Source organism: Streptomyces sp. NPDC102402 (assembly GCF_044765765.1).
Classification (GTDB): Bacteria; Actinomycetota; Actinomycetes; order Streptomycetales; family Streptomycetaceae; genus Streptomyces.
Map to the genome: position 1 here is coordinate 607,630 of NZ_JBIWKR010000005.1, position 17,847 is coordinate 625,476.

A 17,847-nucleotide genomic window follows, 5' to 3' on the forward strand; every position below is an offset into this window, starting at 1 on the left:
ACGGCCTGAACCGCCACCTGTCGACGAAACCGTTACGCCTCGGCCCGGCGACGGACACGCAGCGATTGGACCGGCACGACCGGTCACACTTCCGCGCCCCGGTTCGTCAATGAGGCGTCGGTGTCCCTACCCGGCTCACACCCCCGGCCGCCGTGCGGCGGCCGCCAGGACCACTGGAGGAATCATGACCGCCCGTATGCCCAACCCCGCCGTGGCCGTCGGCCCCGGCGTCATCCCGTCGCTGCTCGGCGTGGTGGACGCCGTGAAGAGCAGCGGCGTCCCGGAAACCACCCTCGACCTCGTCTACCTGCGGGTGAGCCAGATCAACGGCTCCAGCTACAACGTGGTCAAGCACTCCGCCGATCTGAAGGCCGCGGGTGAGAGCGACGAACGGGTCCACGCTGTCGCGTCCTGGCGGGAGACCCCGTACTTCACGCCGGAGGAGCGCGCCGCCCTGGCGCTCGCCGAGGCTGCCACCCGGCTGAGCGACCGGGTGGACCCGGTGTCGGACGAGGTGTGGGCCGACGCCGCGAGGTACTACGGCGAGCAACAGCTCGCCGGCATCCTCGTCGCGACCGGCCTGAGCAACTTCTGGCACCGACTGCTTCCCACCACTCGCCAGCCGGCCGTCCAGGCCGTCGGCTGAGCGGATGCCGACCGGGCGAGGGCCCGGCGCCGTCCGCGGTGCCGGCCATCGCCCTGGATACGCCTCATGGGGCGGCCTGTTCCACGAAGGTGGAGGACGACTACGAATCGGGAGGACATGATGGGCCATCACGACCAGCTCCTGGCAGCGCAGTTCGAGGAGGCGCGAGGCCATCTGCGATCGGTGGCCTTCCGCATGCTCGGATCGACGGCCGAGGCGGACGACGCCGTGCAGGAGGCATGGATACGGCTCAACCGGTCGCAGGAGAGCCAGATCACGAATCTCCGTGGCTGGCTGACCACCGTGGTGGGCCGGGTGTGCCTGGACGTACTGCGAGCCCGTCGCCTGCGCAGGGAGGACCTGACGGAGTCCGTCGCCCTGCCTGCGGACACCGACGGTCCTGAGGAGCAGGCGCTGCTCGCCGACTCCCTCGGCCTGGCCCTGCTGGTCGTGCTGGAGTCCCTGAACCCCTCCGAACGGCTCGCGTTCGTGCTGCACGATCTGTTCGGCGTCCCCTTCGACGAGATCGCGCCGATCGTCGAGCGCACCCCGGCCGCTGCACGACAGCTCGCGAGCCGGGCCCGGCGGCGGGTGCGCGGTCGGACCCCCCTGGCCGATCCTGAACTGGCACAGCGCCGAAAGGTGGTCGAGGCCTTCCTCGCCGCCGCACGGGGAGGCGACTTCGACTCACTCATCGCGGTCCTCGCCCCCGATGTCGTGGGCCGCTCCAACGGCCTGCAGACGGTGCGCGGAGCACTGTCCGTCGCCGAGGGCGCCTCCACCTTCGCGAGCATCGCCAGGGTTGCCCAGTCGGCCCTCATCGACGGTTCGCCCGGTGTCATCGCCGCGTACGGCGACAACGACCTGCGGGTGCTGGCCTTCGAGATCCACGACGGACGGATCACGTCGGTCGACGTGATCACCGATGCGGACCGCCTTCTGCAGCTCGACATGGCCCCGCTCGCCTGAGGCCCGCCGCCGAAGCACTCGCCGGTGGCGGGTGCCCGCAGAGGGCCGCACCGAACGCGGTGCCACGGTCTGCCCTTTGCAGGGGGTGCCACGGCCTGCCCCCTGCAGGGGGTGCTTCTTCGGCCGCCGTACTGATCGACCGCCCGGAGGTCCGGGGGGCCGGTCAAGCTTCTGACGGTACCGCTTCGGGGCCCTCCGGCGCCGGGGCCCAGGCCGCCGCGCACAGCGCCTCGGAGACGGCGGCCGTGTACCGGGCGGCGGCGAGCCAGTGGGTGGCGAAGCCGTCGGTGTCGGCGGGGAGGAGGCGGCCGAAGGGGTCGCGTTCGCGTCGGGCCGCCGAGGCGCACAGGGCGGTGAGAAGGCCTGCGGCCGTGGGAAGGCCCGCCATGCGGAGGCGTCGGGCCTCGGCGGACACGTCGCCGAGCATGCCGAGAGCGGCGCGGCCCGCCGGAACCGTCTGTTCGACGCGGCGCTCCAGGAGGTGCAGGGGCGCGTGTGCGCCGGAGTGGCCGGGCTCGGGCGAGGCGGGGTGCACGAGGGCGTCCGGGACGGGAAGGTCGGCCCGGCGCAAGCGGTCGAAGCCTAGGTCGATCGTGCCCTCACCGGTGGGGTGCGAGCAGGCGAGGAGCACGAGCCTGGGATGGGAGGCGGGTACCAGGCGGCCGATGATCCGCAGCCGTGTCCCCGGGGCCGTGGCCAGCAGCATCAGGTTGTCCCGGTGGGCCAGCGCGGGGTCGTCGTCGGCGACCGTGAGCCGGACGGGAACGCCGCCGTCGCACGACGCGAGCAGGCAGGTGCCGCCCGGCTCCCGTACGGCGCCGCGGAGTTCGACGTCCAGGAAGAGCAGGTCGCTGCCGCCGCCGTCCGGGTCGGCGTAGCGGGAGGTGGACCGCAGTGCCCGGGCGGCCTGCCGGAACGGCGGCGTCTCCCACAGGGCGGCGAGCGGCGGCTCCGTCCACGCCGCGCCCCGGGCGGTGACGGCCTTGACGCCCTTGCCGGCGCCCAGCCTTCCGTCCGGCGAGACCGTGGCCCCCGAGACCGCCAGGCCGGCCCGCCCCAGCTCCCGGTGCGTGAGGGCGCTCTCCCCGAGGCGCACGGCCCGGTCGGCCACGCCCAGGGCGCGCCCGACGCCGCCGGGTGCCACGTCGCCGACCGTGCAGAGCCGGCCGTCGGGTCCGGCCACCCAGGTCCGGGCGCCGCCGTGCCCCGAGGCGGTGACCACCGGTTCCGTGAACAGGCCGTACAGGCGCAGCGAGCCGTCCGGACTGTACGGGCGGCGTGCCCGGCCCCTGACGGCGTCCAGCTCCGCCCCTGTCGCGGTCCCCACCCGGTGCGCGGTCCCCAGGAGTTCGGCCAGGGCCGTGACGAGGTCGGCGGTGCGGTAGGAGGGGTCGCCGGCGCGGGCCGCGCGCAGCAGCGTGACGACGGACAGCGCGGCGCCCGCGGCGCGCGGCAGGTGCTGGATCCGGGCGGTGTGAGCCGCGCGGAGGAGTGCCGCCTGGGCGACGGCGCCGGCCCCGTCGACACCGGCGTCCAGCACGGCGGCAGCCGCCGACCGGAGGGCCTCGGCGGCGGCACGCTGGGCCGGGCCCGCCGCCTCGGGTGAGGGGGCGGCACCGGCGTCGGTGACAGTGATGGCGGCGGCCGTGCCATGAGGGGGTGACGCGGATTCGGCCGCGGCCGGGGTCTGTTGCCCGACGGACTCAGGGGCCGGGTCCGCGGTGGGGGCGGCGCAGGCGGCGGCCGCGCGGTGGACGCAGGCCGGGGCGAGGAGACAGCCGCAGGTGATGGCGTCCGCTGTCACCACCACACCGCCCGGGGCGTGCAGGCGCAGGTCGGTCTCGTCGTCGACCGCGATCGTCACGGTGTCCCCGTCGCGGTGTGCCGGGCGGGCGCCGATCTTGGTGACCGCCGCGTCCAGCCGCTTGCGCAGCCGGGGCGAGAGGTCCTCCACCAGGGTTGCCGTGACGTCCGGCGCGACGGGTGGCAACGGGGCGGCGGTCATGCGGTCTTCTCCCCTATCCAGCGGGCCAGTTCGAGTGGGCTGAGTGCCGCCACGGGCATGCCTGCGGCCACGACCTGGCCGGCGACACCCGTCGAGTAGCGGGGCCGGCCCGCGTCGTCGAGACTCGCGCACCCGAGGACGTGACAGCCGGTGGCCACCAGGGCGCGCACCTCGGCCAGCAGTCCGCCGAGCGGGGCGCCCTCCTCGAAGTCGCTGATGACGACGACGAGGGTGCGGCTGGGCACGGTGATCAGGCTGCGTGCGTGCCGCAGCCCGGCGGCGATGTGCGTGCCGCCGCCCACGCTCACCTCCAGCAGGAGGGAGAGGGGATCGTGCACATGGCCGGTGAGATCGACGACTTCCGTGGAGAAGGCGAGGAAGTGGGTGCTCAGGGTCGGCACCCCGGCCAGCACGGAGGCGGTCAGCGCGGACCAGATCGTGGACGCCTCCATGGATCCGGAGACGTCGGTGACCAGGATCAGGCGCCAGTCGGCCGACCGGCGGGCGCGGCTGCGGAACACCGGCTTCTCGGGGATCACCTCGACCGTCCCGTCGGCGGTCCGGCGGGCGGTGGCCAGATTGGCGCGCAGCGTGCGCGGCAGGTCCAGTCGGCCCCCGGGGCGGCGGGTGGGCCGGGCCGACATGGTCCCGGTGAGCGCGGGGCGCAGCCGGGTGGTGAGCTGCCGGGTCAGTTCGTCGACCAGGCGGCGGACCAGGGGCCGGAGCGCCGCGAGACGCGCTTCGGGAAGGCCGCCGGCGTACCGCAGGACCGTCCGGAGCAGCTCCACGGAGGGCGTGGCTGCCTCCGGGTCGATCTCGGTGAGGACGTCCTGCCTGCCGGTCGCGGCCGCGGCGGCGAGGACCTCCTCGCGGACACCGGGGCCGAACAGCGCGGCCAGTTCCTCGGACCACTCGCGGACGCCCGGATAGGGCGCCTCGCGGCCCCCGCGCCGCCCGGCGCCGGGCATGCCGCCGCGTGATCCCTCACCGCGTCCCTCGCCGTACAGCTCGTCCAGGGCGGTCGCCAGTCGGGCGGCGCCGGACGGCAGTCGGTCGGGACGCCGTCCGAGCACGAGCCGCCACCGGTCGGCGGGCGCGAGGGTCCGCGCGGGGGTGGTGGCTCCGGCGGGACGGCGACGCGCCGGAGCGGGGACGGCGGAAGTGCCCGCCCCGGTGGGGGGTGTGCTGAGGGCCGTCGCCGTGGCGGACTGCGGAAGCGGGGGCACGGTGGGGTCGTCCGGCTGCGGCGGGACCTGGTCGTCGTACGCGGGGGACGGTACGGGCAGACCGAGGCCGGTCAGGAGTTCCCGGGCCGCGAGGTCGGCGGCCGTTCGTGCCGCGAGGTCGGCGGGGTCGGCGTCAAGGCCGTCCACGCGTTCGCCGAGCCTCTCCTCGACGGTCTCCAGCAGCCGGTCCCGGGCGGCCGGGCTGAGGGTGTCGAAGCCGCCGCGCAGGGCAGGCAGCCGGATCAGGAACGCGGTGTCGTCCAGCTCGACGACGCGGTGCAGCAGAGGGTCCAGGGCGCCGATCGCGACGGTCAGGAGCGGGCCCGCCGCCGTCAGGACGCCGGTCAGGCGGGCGGTGAGCGCGGCCCGGGAGGCGGCGTCCACGGCGCTGTCCACCCAGGAGGCGACGCGCACCCCGAAGGCCTCGGCCTCCTCGTGGCCCGTGAGCACCCGCACGGCCCCGGCGGCCGCGGAGATCAGCGGGGTACCGTCGGCGGCCAGCCGGACGAGGGCGCCGGTGAGCCGGATGCCGCCCACCCGGTCGGCGCGCTGGGCCAGTTCGAGCAGGGCACGGGCGTCCTCGGGCTCCTCGGATCCGGTCAGGCCGTCGACCTGGCGGACCGCCGCCGAGGTCAGGACCTCCCCCGCGTGTGCGAGGCGGGCAGCACGGGCGGAAGCCGTGGCGGCGGCCTCCGGACCTTCGGCGGCCCCGGCAGCCGATGGGTCGTCAGGAGCGGCCGTGCCCGGCAGGTGGCCCGCGTCGATGCGGTCCAGGAGGTCGAGCCCGGTGAGGATTTCGGGAAGGGTGCCGCTGGAGGGGAGCACGGCCGCCAGTTCCGTGAGCCGTTCGTCGGCCAGGGCGTGGAGTCCGCACTCGGCGGACTCGGTGAGGCCCCGCACGACCTGGGCGGCCGTGGGGCCGCCCTCCGCGCGCTCGGTCGCGTGCCGCTGCCGCAGCACTCCCTCGGCCGCCTGGGCCGGGGTGACGCCGCGGGCACCGGCCGCGGTGAGCATCGCGGCCGTGGCCGGGGTCCACCGCACGTGCCAGCGGGTCGTCAGTCCCTCCGAGCCCGCGGCACCCGTCACCTCCTGTTCCTGCGCGTAGGGAATGCCGCACACCGTCAGCCTGCGCAACAGCAGTTCACGCCGTCCGTCGAGGGCGGAGCGGGCCGGGTCGAGCCGGAGGTCACGCGGTGTCTTCGCGTGCGCGTCCTGGGGGCCGGGCAGCGAGAGTGCCGCGGTCTCGGCCTCCACGGCCGGGCCCAGGCCGCTGCGCGGGGCCGAGGGGGCGGGCCGGCCGGTGCGGGCTCCGACGAGTACGCGTTCGAGGGCCTGGGCGACGGCGCGTCCCGTGCCGTAGGTCTCGCCGCGCCCGAGCACCGTCTGTACGGCCTCCAGGAGTTCGCCGCGGCCGGGGGCGGGCAGGCCGCGCAGACGCGCCAGGTCCCCGGCGACCCGGACGACCTCCCGGCCGTCCGCCGGGCCGTAAGGGTGGCCCTGTTCACGCAGGGCCGCGCAGACGCGGACCGCGGTGCGGATCAGGGCCTCGTGCAGTGCGGCGGGGTGCCCGGCGGCCTCCAGGACGGTGTGCTGCCACTCCGGGTCCCGGATACCGGCCGGGTAGCCGGACCGTGAGTCGAGGAGCGGGTAGGTGTACGGGATGAGGGAGACCGTGCACGCCGCCGTCCCGGCGGCGCCGGCCGCGCGGCCGTCCGTGCCCGGCTCGCGCGGCACGGCGGACATGTCAGGATCGCGCGGCACGGCGGACATGTCAGGATCACGCGGCACGGCGGACACGTCAGGATCGCGCGGGGCAGGTACGCCGGGTGCGGAGGGCAGCAGTGCCGGGGTGTGGAAGGCTCCCACCACCACGGCGGGCCGCCGCCCGCTCGCCAGGGCCTCGGCGACATGTCCGCGCATGCAGGCCTCGCGTGCGAGGTCCGTGCCGTCCACGCCGTCCTGTGCCTCGGCCTCGTACCGCAGTGCCCAGCCGGTGAGGAGTGCGGCACGGCGGAGTGCCTCGGGTGTCGAACCGGGTGCGGGGGCCTCCACAAGCCGGTCCCACAGGTCCTCGCCGACGCGGCCGGTGAGCCGGGCCCCGAGGGCGGCGGACAGCCCGTGTCCCTCCCCCCGTACGGGTGCCGGGCCGGTGTCCGGGGAGGGCGCGGGGGCGGGTGTGTCCGCCCCGCCCCGCGCCCAGGACCGGTCGGCCAGCGGCAGATCGCAGGCGACGGCCGGCACCCCGTTCCGTGCCGCCCAGCGCAGGGCGACCAGTTCGGGCGAGAAGTCCGCGAACGGGTAGAAGGCGGGCCCCCGTTCGCCTGCCGTCCCCGTCGTGCCGGCGGATACGGCGGCCAGTGCCACAGGAGCCTCCGTCTCCTCGTGGGCGAGCCAGCCCAGCCAGGGCTGGAACTCGGCGGGCAGTTCGACGAGGAGGACGTCGGGAGCCGCCGCGTCCAGAAGTGCCGGGAGGGCGGCCGCGAGCGAGGGCGCGTGATGGCGCACCCCGATCAGGAACGGGCGCCCGGGTCCGGCGGCCGCGAGGGCCGCCACCGCGGCCTCGGGGGTGACGGGCCCGGCCGCCGGGCCCCGCACCGCACCGGCGGGCGACGCGTCGGCGGTGGGCGGCACCACGTCGGCGGTGGGTGTGCACGGGGTGGTCGACCGGCTCATGTCAGCTCTCCAGCACCGAGCGAAGCTCCCACAGGGCACGCCATGTGGCCGACCCCTGCTCCGCTCGCCGGCGCACCGGTCCGTCCCAGTACCCCAGCAGCCGTGCCGCGTCGGCGGGGTCGTCCTTGCGCACCACGCCGAGCAGATGGCCGGGAAGGAGGGAGAGCACGTCCCGGTCGCCGGGGAAGTAGGCGGTGGCCAGGCCCAGGGATCCCGCGACGGAGACCGCTTCCGCCGTGCTCATCACGGTGGAGGGGCGCTCGACCTCCCAGCCCTCCACGGAACGGCCCTCACGCAGGTCGCGGAAGGCGGTGACGAGGGCTTCGAGGACGGCGTCGTCCACCTGGTATGCGGCACCCGCCCGTTCGACCGCCGCCCGCGACTGGCTCCGGACGAGTGCCGTCTCGACGTCCACGTCCCCGATCGGGTTCACGGTCTCGAAGTTGAAGCGCCGCTTCAGCGCGGCGGACATCTCCGAGACTCCCCTGTCCCGCAGGTTGGCGGTGGCGATGAGGGTGAAGCCGGGGGCGGCGTGCACCTGGGCGCCCTCGCCGCCCGCGAGTTCGGGCACCGCGATCCGCCGTTCGGAGAGCAGTGAGACGAGCGCGTCCTGCACCTCGGGCAGGCAGCGGGTGACCTCCTCGACGCGGGCGACGGCCCCCCGGGTCATGGCGGTGAGCACCGGGGAGGGCACCAGGGCCTGCTCGGTGGGGCCCTGGGCGAGCAGCAGCGCGTAGTTCCAGCCGTACTTGAGCTGGTCCTCGGTGGTGCCCGCGGTGCCCTGGACGGTCAGCTCGCTGGTCCCGCAGACGGCCGCCGACAGCAGTTCGGACAGCATGGACTTGGCGGTGCCCGGTTCGCCCACCAGCAGCAGTCCGCGCTCCCCGGCAAGGGTGACCACGCACCTTTCGACGAGGGCGCGTTCGCCGACGAACTTCTGCTCGATCACCAGGCGGCGCGGCACCCCCGCGCCGGGCCGCGCGGACTTCGGCAGGACGAGCGCCTCGCCCGCGCTGCCCATGACGAAGGTGACGACGGCTCGCGGGGTGAGCAGCCAGCCGGGCGGGCGCGGCCCCGCGTCGTGAGCGGCGAGGAAGGCCAGCTCGGTGGCGTGCCGGTCCTCGGGCAGGGTCACCTGACGGTTCTGCCCGCCAGGGGCACCGGCGGGAGCCGCCTGCTCCGGGACCCCGTCCGTGGAGGTGCTGGTGGTGGTGTCGCTCGTCATCGGCGGCGGCCCTTCCGGGGTGCGCGGGTGTCCAGCTCTTCGAAGGCGGGGGCGTCGCCGCCCCTGACCCGTGCCCAGGCTGCGGTGAAGAGATCGGGCACGGGGATGTCCGGAAGGGTCCGGGTGGACCCTTCCACGGTGTACAGACGTTCCTTCCAGGTCTCCAGGGGCAGTCCGGGGGTGCCGCGCTCCAGCCATCCGCAGGGGAGGAACAGGGTGCGGCCGGCGCGGGACCGCTTGGCCTCCACCACGAGATCCGTGGCGGCGAGCTCCGCCCGTGCCTTCTTGATCCGTGCGGGCTTCCACTCGCTCCAGCGGGCGCAGTTACGGTCCGTCGGATCGGGCAGGGCGAGCAGCATCAGGTACAGGGCGGTGGCGTCGGCGCTCAGCCCGAGGGCCTCGGCGGCCTCGGCCACCAGGTCCGGCACCGCGCGCGTCGGGTCCTGGGCCGGGTGGTGCGGGATGCCGTCGGGGGCGCCCGCCGAGACCAGCGCGTCCGGCTCCTCGCCCAGCAGGGTGCGCAGGGCGCGGAGTTCACTCATCCGGTACTGCGCGACGATGCCCTCGACCAGGCCGAACGCCGGGTCCTGTGGCCCCTGCAGGCCGGCCGGCCGGATCAGCACCTTCTCCCCGCTGCCGTGACCGGCTGCGAGGAGCAGCGCCCCACCGGCCCGGACGAGGCCGTCGGGCCCCGCACCGCCGGACTCGGGAAGCTGGTGGGCGGCCCGGACGACCGGGCCGATCGAGCTGCCGTCCTGGGTCCAGTCCAGCCCGAGGTCCAGCACCAGGCCGGGGTCGGCGAGAGCGCGGCGCAGGGCCGCGAGCCCGACGGGCAGGTGCGCCCGCAGGGGGTGCCCGTACGGCAGCGCGTAGGCGAGGGTCCGCAGTGCGGTCAGGGCGGAGGAGAGCGAACCGTAGGAGTGCACCCGGCGCAGGCCGGGCCGGCCGGTGCCGTCCTCGACCGGGGTGCCCGGGCCCAGCCACGTCCGCGAGCCCGAGTTGAGGATCAGGTCGACGGCTGCGGAGGTGGCGCCCGACAGGTCGAGGTCCAGTTCCTCGGGGACGCGGACGAAGGAGGCGAGGCGTTCCTGCCAGACCTGGGCGGCGGCCCGGACACCCGGGCCCGTGGACCACAGCTCGGCCGGGTCGTCGGGGAGCAGGGCCCGGAGCAGGGCGTGACGGTCGTCGCTGGGCAGTGCGTCCAGCCTGGCCTGGGCGGCCTCGAAGGCACGGGGCTTCACCCCGAGCAGCCCGAGCGCCTCGGCGCCCGGCTCGTGGACGACGGCCGACAGCAGGGCGGCGGACTGGAGGGGGCCGATCCCGGTGGCCGTGTGGAAGGCTTCGGCCGCTTCGGGGTGCCAGGGCGCCGGCCCCTTCTCCCGCACCAGGGCGGTGAGCCGGGTGAGCCGGTCGGGGGCGATGCCCTGGCGGTGGACGTGCTCGCGGTCGAGGGTGAAATGAGCGACGGGGCCGAAGGCTCCGGTGGGGTCGTGGTCGAGGGCCAGCCAGCGTGCGGCGTCGTTGTGGGAGTTCCGGCCGCTCTCGGCGAGGACCACGACGGTGCGGGCCCCCTTGCGGAAGACCTGCCCGAGGCGTTGCACCGCGTCGTGGGGCCGCCGCCCCTGCCCGGGTGTGCCGCCGGTGTACGGCTCGACGAGCACCACATGCCGGACGGTGCCCGCCGGGTCCGCCAGCAGGCCCTCACCGAGCGTGTCGAGGAGGACCGCGAGTGCGGCTCGGTGCTCGGGCGAGGTGGTCGCCGAGGCGGCCCGGTAGGCCAGTCCGGGCAGCCTGTCGAGCAGGGTGGTCCAGTCCGCGGACTGGCCGGGCACGGTGCACTCGTCCCGCTGCCAGCCGTCCACGGGGACGAAGGGGACCTTGGACTGCACGGGCGGGCCGAACGCCGGCTCGCCGCCGAGGACGTGGTTGACGGCGAGCATCTGCTGGATCACGGTCCAGCGGCCCGCGCCCCACCAGCCGCCGTGTGCCCGCTCGGAGCCCCAGGTGGTGGCGTGCAGCAGGGTGGTGTCGTCGCCGTGTTCGGGCGTGTGGTCGAAGAACATGCCGTGGGTGCGGGCGGTGTTCCGGGGAGCCGCGGGCCGGGGCGGCTCGAGGTACCGGACGACCGCGGTGGCCCTGTCCACCGCGTAGCGGACCTGCGCGGTGACACCTGCGAGGAGCCGCGCGTCGGACACCTCGGGCAGGACCCGGGCGACGGCGTCCCTGCTCATGTCCTGCGCCGAAGGGCCGGTGTACTCCTCCACGGCCCGGAAGGCCTCCATGTGCCGCACGACGGCGGCCACGACCTCCTTGATCAGCTCCTCCGCCCGGGCGTCCGTCAGGGCGCGCAGGGCGGCGGATCCCCGCTCGTCCCTCGGGCGCAGGGCGTGCCAGTAGGAGACGGGAGGGACGTAGGGAGTGCCCGCGGCGTCGTTCCCTCCGGAGGAGCCGGGGCGGACGGACCACAGGCTTCCGCCCGTGCCCTCCGTGTCCGCGGGGTGGGCTTCGACGTGTCGCCCGTCGAGGGCCATGACGGGGCGTGATCCGCCGGGGAGCGTGAGGGCACCGAGCGGCACCGGGGAGCCGCCGCCCGGCAGCGGGTGCGGCAGGGTCACCGTGTGTCCGTCGGGGGTGCCCGCGACGATCCGGTGCCCGTCCGCGGGGGCGTGCGTGCCCGGTTCGGCGGCCGTACGGCGGACCCAGCGGCCGAGGACCGCCCCGTCCGTGCCGAACGGCGTGGTCTCCAGGCCGGGCTGGAGGGGCAGCACCTGGCAGTGCTCGCTGAGCAGCCGGGTACCGTCCCGCACCCCGTCGCGGAGGAAGGCGGGCAGGGAGGCACGGCCGTGCGTACCGCTGACCGGGTCGTACTCCAGCCACACCCGCTGCGTGCCCTGGTGGCCGACCCGCCAGTGGCCGGTCCCGTCGGAGAGGACGGCCCGCTGCGGCGGGAGGGAGGTGTCGCCCGCGTGCAGGGCCTTGCCGCCCGTGGCGCGGCCGCCGCCGGGCAGCGGCACGCAGACCTCGTCCGAGGGGCCGGAACCGCCCCAGCGCGGCGTCTCCTCGCCGCCGACGGTGAACACCTCGGCCGGGCGGTGTGACCAGTAGCCGCGCTGCTTGCCGTCCTCCCACCAGATGACCAGCAACTCACCGTCGACATAGCGGAAGGCAGGCGTCCGCCAGTGGTCGACGGTGGCCGGCGTCCGGAGGGTGTGCCGCAGGAGGACACCCTGCGGGCCGACGACGACGACCCGTTCGAGGGTGTTCAGGATCAGGGCGGGCCAGGCGCCGGTGACGCCGACCCGCTCCGACCGGTTGCTCCGCTGACGCGTGGCGCGGGCCTCCGCGTCCAGTTCCGCGTAGGTCTCGTCCAGCGCGGGCCAGCCCAGTTCGTCGAGGACGCCTGCGCGCAGGGTGGAAGCGAGCAGCGGGACGACGTCGTGGCCTTCGAGGAGCCGCACCGCCTCAGGGGCGACGTCGGTGACCACGGTGCCGAACGCAGAGAGCTTGTTGAGGGCGGCGTGCAGGCCGGGGAGCCCCCGCGCGGCCGTGTACTCCTCGGCGCAGGCCGTGAGCCACTCCCGCAGGACCTCGGAGAGCACAGGATGCGCCGCCAGCCGGGCCATGCCGGTGTCGTCCGGCCGCTGGCCGTGCCCGCTGCCGAGGCTGCCGACGGTCCGGCTCAGCAGCGCCCGGAAGACGGGCCGTTCGGCGACGGCGACGAGATCGCGCGCTCCGGGCGCGGTGTCGGTGAGCCAGGGGCCGAGTGCGACGCCGGGGCGCTGCGCGGTGCGCGTGTCCTCGTCGTCCGGCTCGGCCACGGGAACGCCGGAGGCCAGGCAGAGGTCCAGGAGGTCCAGGTCCGCGGTGCGCTGCCAGCGCCCCTGGAACAGCTCGACGGGGCGTCCGTCGGCGCGCAGCCGGCCGGCCATCCGGCCGGCCAGGTCGAGGGTCTGCGGGCTGCGGCCGGGGGTGGCCCGGTTGCGCCGGCGGTGCCCCTCCCAGCGGGCGAGCCAGTCCGCGGGCGAGACGGCCGACGGGTCGCCGGGAGCGGCGGGGCCGGAGGCGGCGGGGAGAGCGGTCAGCAGGCCCTCGGCGCCGGATTCGGCCAGCAGCGCGAGCCAGCCGTGTTCGCCGTCCGTCTCCCGGCCGGTCTCGCTGAAGGTCTCCGGGAAGAAGCCGAGAAGCCGGGCGCGTACGGCCGCGTCCCGCTGGGCGAGGGTGACGAGCGCGGAGCGGTAGGCCGTCCAGAACGAGGCGGGGGCGCGGACGATTCCCGGGGAGCCGACCAGATCGGCCACCAACTCGCCTTCGGCGGCGTCCCGGTCGAGCCCGGCGGCCTTGACGAGCGCGCGCACGTCCTGCGGAAGCGCGGCGTACGGAGGCATGCCGGCGGCGCAGCGCTCGACCAGCAGACGGCGGAACTGTGCCCAGGCGTCCGCCGGTTCGAGCCGGGCCACCAGGTCCCGCACGTACTGCCGCAGCGCCTTGACGGTCAGGGCCCCGGCGAAGGCGAACTCCAGGAAGACGGCCCGCTGCCGGTCCTCGTCCACGGCCAGGCCGTGCACCCGCTCGGCCTCGCGGGCCTTGCCGAAGAAGGAGGCGGCGTAGGTGGTGTTCTCCGCCTCGAGGAAGAGGCGCGCCACCTGCTCGCAGTAGGTGGGGAGGAAGTGGGGTACGGCCCGGCCCAGCCGGGTGCCGAGTGCGTCGAAGCCCTCCTTGGCCGCTCCGGCACGGGTCCTGGCCTGCCGGCCGAGCCGCTCGATGTCCTTGACCAGGGCCAGGGCGTGGTGCCCGTTGGCCGGGTCGTTGACCAGGGCCCAGGCGGGGAAGCCCAGCGTCTCGCGGCGCACCTGGCCCACGACGGGGGCCTCGGCGGTCCTGGCCAGTCCGAGGAACTCCAGCGCCAGGTCCTCGGCTTCGCCGAGGGTGCCGGGCACGAGCCGGACCACGGGACGGTCGCCGAGGGCGGTGTGGGTGTAGGTGCGGGCGGTCAGCGCGTCGGCGTCGTCCCGGCGGGTGGTGCCGGCGGGAAGGACCGCGCCCGCGTCCAGCAGGGCCGCGGCACGGGCCTCGGCGCCGGGGGTGGAGGCGTCCGCCGGCCGGGCCTGGGCGGGAAGGGACGCCGCGGCCGACGCCGTCGTGTCCGCGGTCGTCCTGTCCGCCGGTGCCGTGTTCAGGGTGGTGTTCGTCGTCGTGGTGTTCATGCCGCCCGCTCCTCGTCCGCCACGTCGCGGCCGGCGTAGAGCGCCGCCGCCATGCGCATGCCCTCGGACCAGGTGACCGGTCCGACCTCGGCGGCCGTCAGGGCGCGCCCCGTGGCATCGGTCCAGCCCAGGGGGCCCGTCTCCGTGCCGTACTCGTCGTATCCGTCGTGCTCGCCGATCCAGATGCGGGCCTCGGCGGTGGCGCCGTCCTCGACGACCGGGCAGACGGAGTACCCGCCGCGCGAGCGGTAACCGAGCTGGGTGGCGCGGCCGTGCAGGAACCGCAGTTCCTTGAACACGCCCCCGGCGTAGGTGTCGACGGAGGTGGTGTCCGGGGCGAGGCCCGGCGGGCGGCGCCACACCTCGCGGAACAACTGCTCCACGTTCTGCCGCACCCCCAGTTCGACCGCGAACTCGCGCAGTTCGTCGAGGTCGTCGAGAAGGACGGGGTGAGGCACTCTGACGACGTCCGGGGTGATGCGGACCGTGTCGCCGTCCAGGTCGACGAGGCCGAGACCGCGCTCGGGGTCGACATCGCGCAGGAATCCGGCGACCCCGCCGTCCGCTCCGGTCACCACCACGTCCCGCAGGGCCGCCTGCCACGCCGGGTCGGGCCAGACCTGGGCGAGAACGTCGGTGGGGACGGGCAGCGAACGCACCATCCACTGCTCGACATCGGTCAGGCACCGGTGTTCGTGCCGCTCCAGCCACTCGGTCAGCTGCCGGAGCCCGACGACCGCCGGGTCCTCCTTCAGCTTGGCCGGGACGGTCTTCAGCCGCCGGCCCTTCCCGTTGCGGCACACCACCTTGCCCGCCTCCAGGGCGACTTCGTAGTCGCCCGCCGGTACCCACCCCATGCGCTGCTCTCCCCGTCGTTCCGGACGCCGCAGGTGCGGCGGCACGCTGATCAGACCCGTCGGCGGCAACACACCGTGACGAGTGGAAGAGACTCTAGGCGCCGCCTGTGACAACGCGTCCGGGGCCCGTGCACCGGGCCGTGCCGGGCCGGGTCGCCGGCGGCGGGGCCTGTCCGTGCGAGCCCGTCCCACCAGCGGTCCGGAGCCGTCCGCGGGACGAGTACGGCGCGCGGTCGCCGCCCCGCTCGTACTCCTCCGTGCAGGACTCCGCGCGACAGGTGCCGGAACGCCCCGGCGGGCAGTCGGACCGCCTTCGTTCCGGCGCTCCGGCTGCCCGCCGGGGATGTGCTGGGTCGGTGGGTGACGGCCGTCAGGCCTGCTCCCCCACGACCGTGACCGTGTAAGGCCGGTCCGTGTCCGTCGTGACGCGGATCACGCCGCCCTCACTGACCACCTCGTACGTCGCCGCCACCGCGCCCGTGCGGTCCGGGACGGTGACCGTGCGGGTGAAGTCGCCTGTGCCCGCCGGGGCGTAGACCCGGAGTTCGAGGTCGTCGAGCCACTCGCCGTCCGGCCGGGACTCGTCGGCACCGAGCGCCAGGACCGCGCCCTGGCGGACCAGCAGCGGCAGGCTGTCGAAGCCGTGCGTCTCCTGGCGCCAGACCGGGCCGGTGACCGTGTCGCCGGTGAGGAAGTGGGTCCAGGTGCCCTCGGGGACGTAGTACTCGACGGTGCCGTCCCCGGAGAAGACCGGCGCGACCATGACGTCCGGACCGAGCAGGTACTGCCGGTCCGCCACGCGGGCCGTCGGGTCGTCCGGGAACTCCAGCAGCAGGGGGCGCATCATCGGGAGGCCCGTGTGGTGCGTCTCGACGGCGGAGCCGTACAGGTACGGCATGAGGCGGTGCTTGAGCCGGGTGAACTGCCGGGCCACGTCCACCGCCTCGTCGCCGAACTCCCACGGCACGCGGTACGACGACGAGCCGTGCAGGCGGCTGTGCGAGGAGAGCAGTCCGAAGGCGAGCCAGCGCTTGAAGACCGCCGGGTCGGGCGTGCCCTCGAAGCCGCCGATGTCGTGGCTCCAGAAGCCGAAGCCGGACAGGGACAGCGAGAGGCCGCCCCGCAGGGACTCCGCCATGGCCTCGAAGGAGGACCAGCAGTCGCCGCCCCAGTGCACCGGGTACTGCTGACCGCCGGCGGCGGCGGAGCGGGCGAAGAGGACGGCCTCGCCCTGGCCGCGCTCCTTCTCCAGGAGCTCGAAGACGGCCTTGTTGTAGAGGTGCGTGTAGTAGTTGTGCATCCGCTCCTGGTCGGAGCCGTCGTGCCAGACGACGTCGGTGGGGATGCGCTCGCCGAAGTCGGTCTTGAAGCCGTCGACGCCCTGGTCGAGGAGGACCTTCAGCTTGCTCTGGAACCAGGCGGTGGCCTCGGGGTTGGTGAAGTCGACCAGCGCCATGCCGGCCTGCCACTTGTCCCACTGCCAGATGTCGCCCTCGGGGGTCCGCACGAAGTAGCCCTCGCGGGCGCCCTCTTCGTACAGGGCGCTCTTCTGCCCGATGTACGGGTTGATCCAGACGCAGATCCTGAGGCCCTTGTCCTTGAGCCGGGCGATCATGCCCTCCGGGTCGGGGAAGACCGCGGGGTCCCACTCGAAGTCGCACCACTGGTACTCGCGCATCCAGAAGCAGTCGAAGTGGAAGACGCTCAGCGGGATGCCGCGCTCGGCCATCCCGTCGACGAAGGAGGTGACGGTGGCCTCGTCGTACGAGGTGGTGAAGGACGTCGTCAGCCAGAGGCCGAACGACCAGGCCGGAGGGAGGGCCGGGCGGCCGGAGAGGGCGGTGTAGCGCGCGAGGACGTCCTTCGGCGTGGGGCCGGCGATGACGTAGTACTCCAGCGTCTGGTCCTCGACGCTGAACTGGACCTGGCCGACGGCCTCGGAGCCGACCTCGAAGGAGACCTTGCCGGGGTGGTTGACGAAGACGCCGTATCCGCGCGAGGAGAGGTAGAACGGGATGTTCTTGTACGCCTGCTCGCTGCTGGTGCCTCCGTCGGCCTGCCACATGTCGACGGTCTGGCCGTTCTTCACGTACGGCGTGAAGCGCTCACCGAGGCCGTGGACGGTCTCGCCCACACCCAGGGCGAGTTGGGCGAGCATGTGGTGGCCGCCGTCCTCGACCGTGGCGAACGCGCTGCCCTTCCGGCCGGCGGAGGTCAGGACACGCCCGTCCCCGTCGAGGAACTCCAGTCCGAAGGCGCCCTCGGTGGGCAGCCGCAGGGTGAGCGGCCCGCTGGTCAGTTCGGCGGAGGCACCCTGCGTACGGGTGGTGGCCGCGGACCGCGCGGCGGCCCCGGGCATCTCGAAGTCGGGACCCTTGCGGCGCTTGCCCGCGAGGTGGGTGAGGCGCACCGCGATGACGCCCTCGGCCGGGGCGTACGCGTCCACGGTGATCAGCGGGGCGTTCAGCGTGTCGCCTCGGCGCTCGACGCGCTTGACAGCGGCGTAGGCGGCGAGGCGGTCGTCGTCGAGGCGGACATCGCGGACTTCGGTGGCGTACGAGGCGTGCACACCACTGCGCAACTGCCAGAAGCCGTCGGTGAACTTCATGGGGGTGGTCCTTAACCGATCAGGTGGTGCTGGACTGCGGGACGTCCGGGCGCCTGCGGCGAAGCGCGGCTGCGGGTCCACTCACTTTTGATCGTACACAAAACAAATCGGACCGACAGGGGTGCCGAGCTAGGGGAATTCCCGGTTTGCCCGAGTAACTGGAGCGCAGAGAGTCACCCACGAACAGCCATGGTGACGGCACGTGATGGCAATGTCACGGAAATGCTCTAGAAACCATCGTCGGGATGGCGTATTAGTACTGCAAGCAAACAAATTGGCTGGTCCGGCGGAACTCTCGTCCGGGCCCCACGTCGACGAAGAGGCTGTGCAATGTCGGACCGCTTCACTCCCACCCCTGCGGACAGGTTCACGTTCGGTCTGTGGACCGTGGGCTGGCGTGGCAACGACCCGTTCGGTGAGCCGACGCGTCCCGC

The 17,847-nt window shown here is 74.6% G+C and carries 8 protein-coding genes; 2 read left to right on the forward strand and 6 right to left on the reverse strand.

Annotated features, from left to right (window positions below; genetic code table 11):
* The first annotated feature begins 184 nt into the window (after positions 1-184).
* Complete coding sequence (locus ACIRJR_RS19365) at positions 185-646, forward strand: carboxymuconolactone decarboxylase family protein (RefSeq protein WP_403781879.1); 462 nt, start codon at positions 185-187, stop codon at positions 644-646.
* Between the two features lie 120 nt (positions 647-766).
* Entirely contained in the window at positions 767-1,615 is an 849-nt protein-coding gene (locus tag ACIRJR_RS19370; RefSeq protein WP_403781952.1) for a sigma-70 family RNA polymerase sigma factor, read from the forward strand.
* 163 nt (positions 1,616-1,778) lie between these two features.
* Here ACIRJR_RS19370 and ACIRJR_RS19375 read toward each other — a convergent pair whose 3' ends face one another.
* From ACIRJR_RS19375 to yicI, 6 genes are all read right to left on the reverse strand, one after another.
* Complete coding sequence (locus ACIRJR_RS19375; RefSeq protein ID WP_403781882.1) at positions 1,779-3,620, reverse strand: hypothetical protein; 1,842 nt, start codon at positions 3,618-3,620, stop codon at positions 1,779-1,781.
* Positions 3,617-7,519, reverse strand: a complete 3,903-nt coding sequence (locus ACIRJR_RS19380; protein WP_403781885.1) for a DUF5682 family protein — start codon at positions 7,517-7,519, stop codon at positions 3,617-3,619. Before ACIRJR_RS19380 ends, ACIRJR_RS19375 begins: the two co-directional genes overlap by 4 nt.
* Position 7,520: 1 nt before the next feature.
* Positions 7,521-8,744, reverse strand: a complete 1,224-nt coding sequence (locus tag ACIRJR_RS19385) for an AAA family ATPase (RefSeq protein ID WP_403781888.1) — start codon at positions 8,742-8,744, stop codon at positions 7,521-7,523.
* Complete coding sequence (locus ACIRJR_RS19390) at positions 8,741-13,948, reverse strand: hypothetical protein (RefSeq protein ID WP_403781891.1); 5,208 nt, start codon at positions 13,946-13,948, stop codon at positions 8,741-8,743. Before ACIRJR_RS19390 ends, ACIRJR_RS19385 begins: the two co-directional genes overlap by 4 nt.
* The gene (locus tag ACIRJR_RS19395) at positions 13,945-14,805 is read right to left on the reverse strand and encodes a DUF4132 domain-containing protein (RefSeq protein ID WP_403781894.1); all 861 of its coding nucleotides are present in this window, start codon (positions 14,803-14,805) and stop codon (positions 13,945-13,947) included. Before ACIRJR_RS19395 ends, ACIRJR_RS19390 begins: the two co-directional genes overlap by 4 nt.
* A gap of 370 nt (positions 14,806-15,175) precedes the next feature.
* Positions 15,176-17,413: an alpha-xylosidase gene (gene yicI, locus ACIRJR_RS19400; protein ID WP_403781897.1), complete on the reverse strand. Its 2,238-nt coding sequence runs from the start codon at positions 17,411-17,413 to the stop codon at positions 15,176-15,178.
* Positions 17,414-17,847 lie beyond the last annotated feature (434 nt).

What these genes read in the sequence shown, in the direction of transcription:
- ACIRJR_RS19375 (WP_403781882.1), bottom strand. Translation starts at nt 3,620, where the DNA reads ATGACCGCCGCCCCGTTGCCACCCGTCGCGCCGGACGTCACGGCAACC.
- ACIRJR_RS19370 (WP_403781952.1), top strand. Translation starts at nt 767, where the DNA reads ATGGGCCATCACGACCAGCTCCTGGCAGCGCAGTTCGAGGAGGCGCGA.
- ACIRJR_RS19365 (WP_403781879.1), top strand. Translation starts at nt 185, where the DNA reads ATGACCGCCCGTATGCCCAACCCCGCCGTGGCCGTCGGCCCCGGCGTC.
- ACIRJR_RS19395 (WP_403781894.1), bottom strand. Translation starts at nt 14,805, where the DNA reads ATGGGGTGGGTACCGGCGGGCGACTACGAAGTCGCCCTGGAGGCGGGC.
- ACIRJR_RS19390 (WP_403781891.1), bottom strand. Translation starts at nt 13,948, where the DNA reads ATGAACACCACGACGACGAACACCACCCTGAACACGGCACCGGCGGAC.
- yicI (WP_403781897.1), bottom strand. Translation starts at nt 17,413, where the DNA reads ATGAAGTTCACCGACGGCTTCTGGCAGTTGCGCAGTGGTGTGCACGCC.
- ACIRJR_RS19385 (WP_403781888.1), bottom strand. Translation starts at nt 8,744, where the DNA reads ATGACGAGCGACACCACCACCAGCACCTCCACGGACGGGGTCCCGGAG.
- ACIRJR_RS19380 (WP_403781885.1), bottom strand. Translation starts at nt 7,519, where the DNA reads ATGAGCCGGTCGACCACCCCGTGCACACCCACCGCCGACGTGGTGCCG.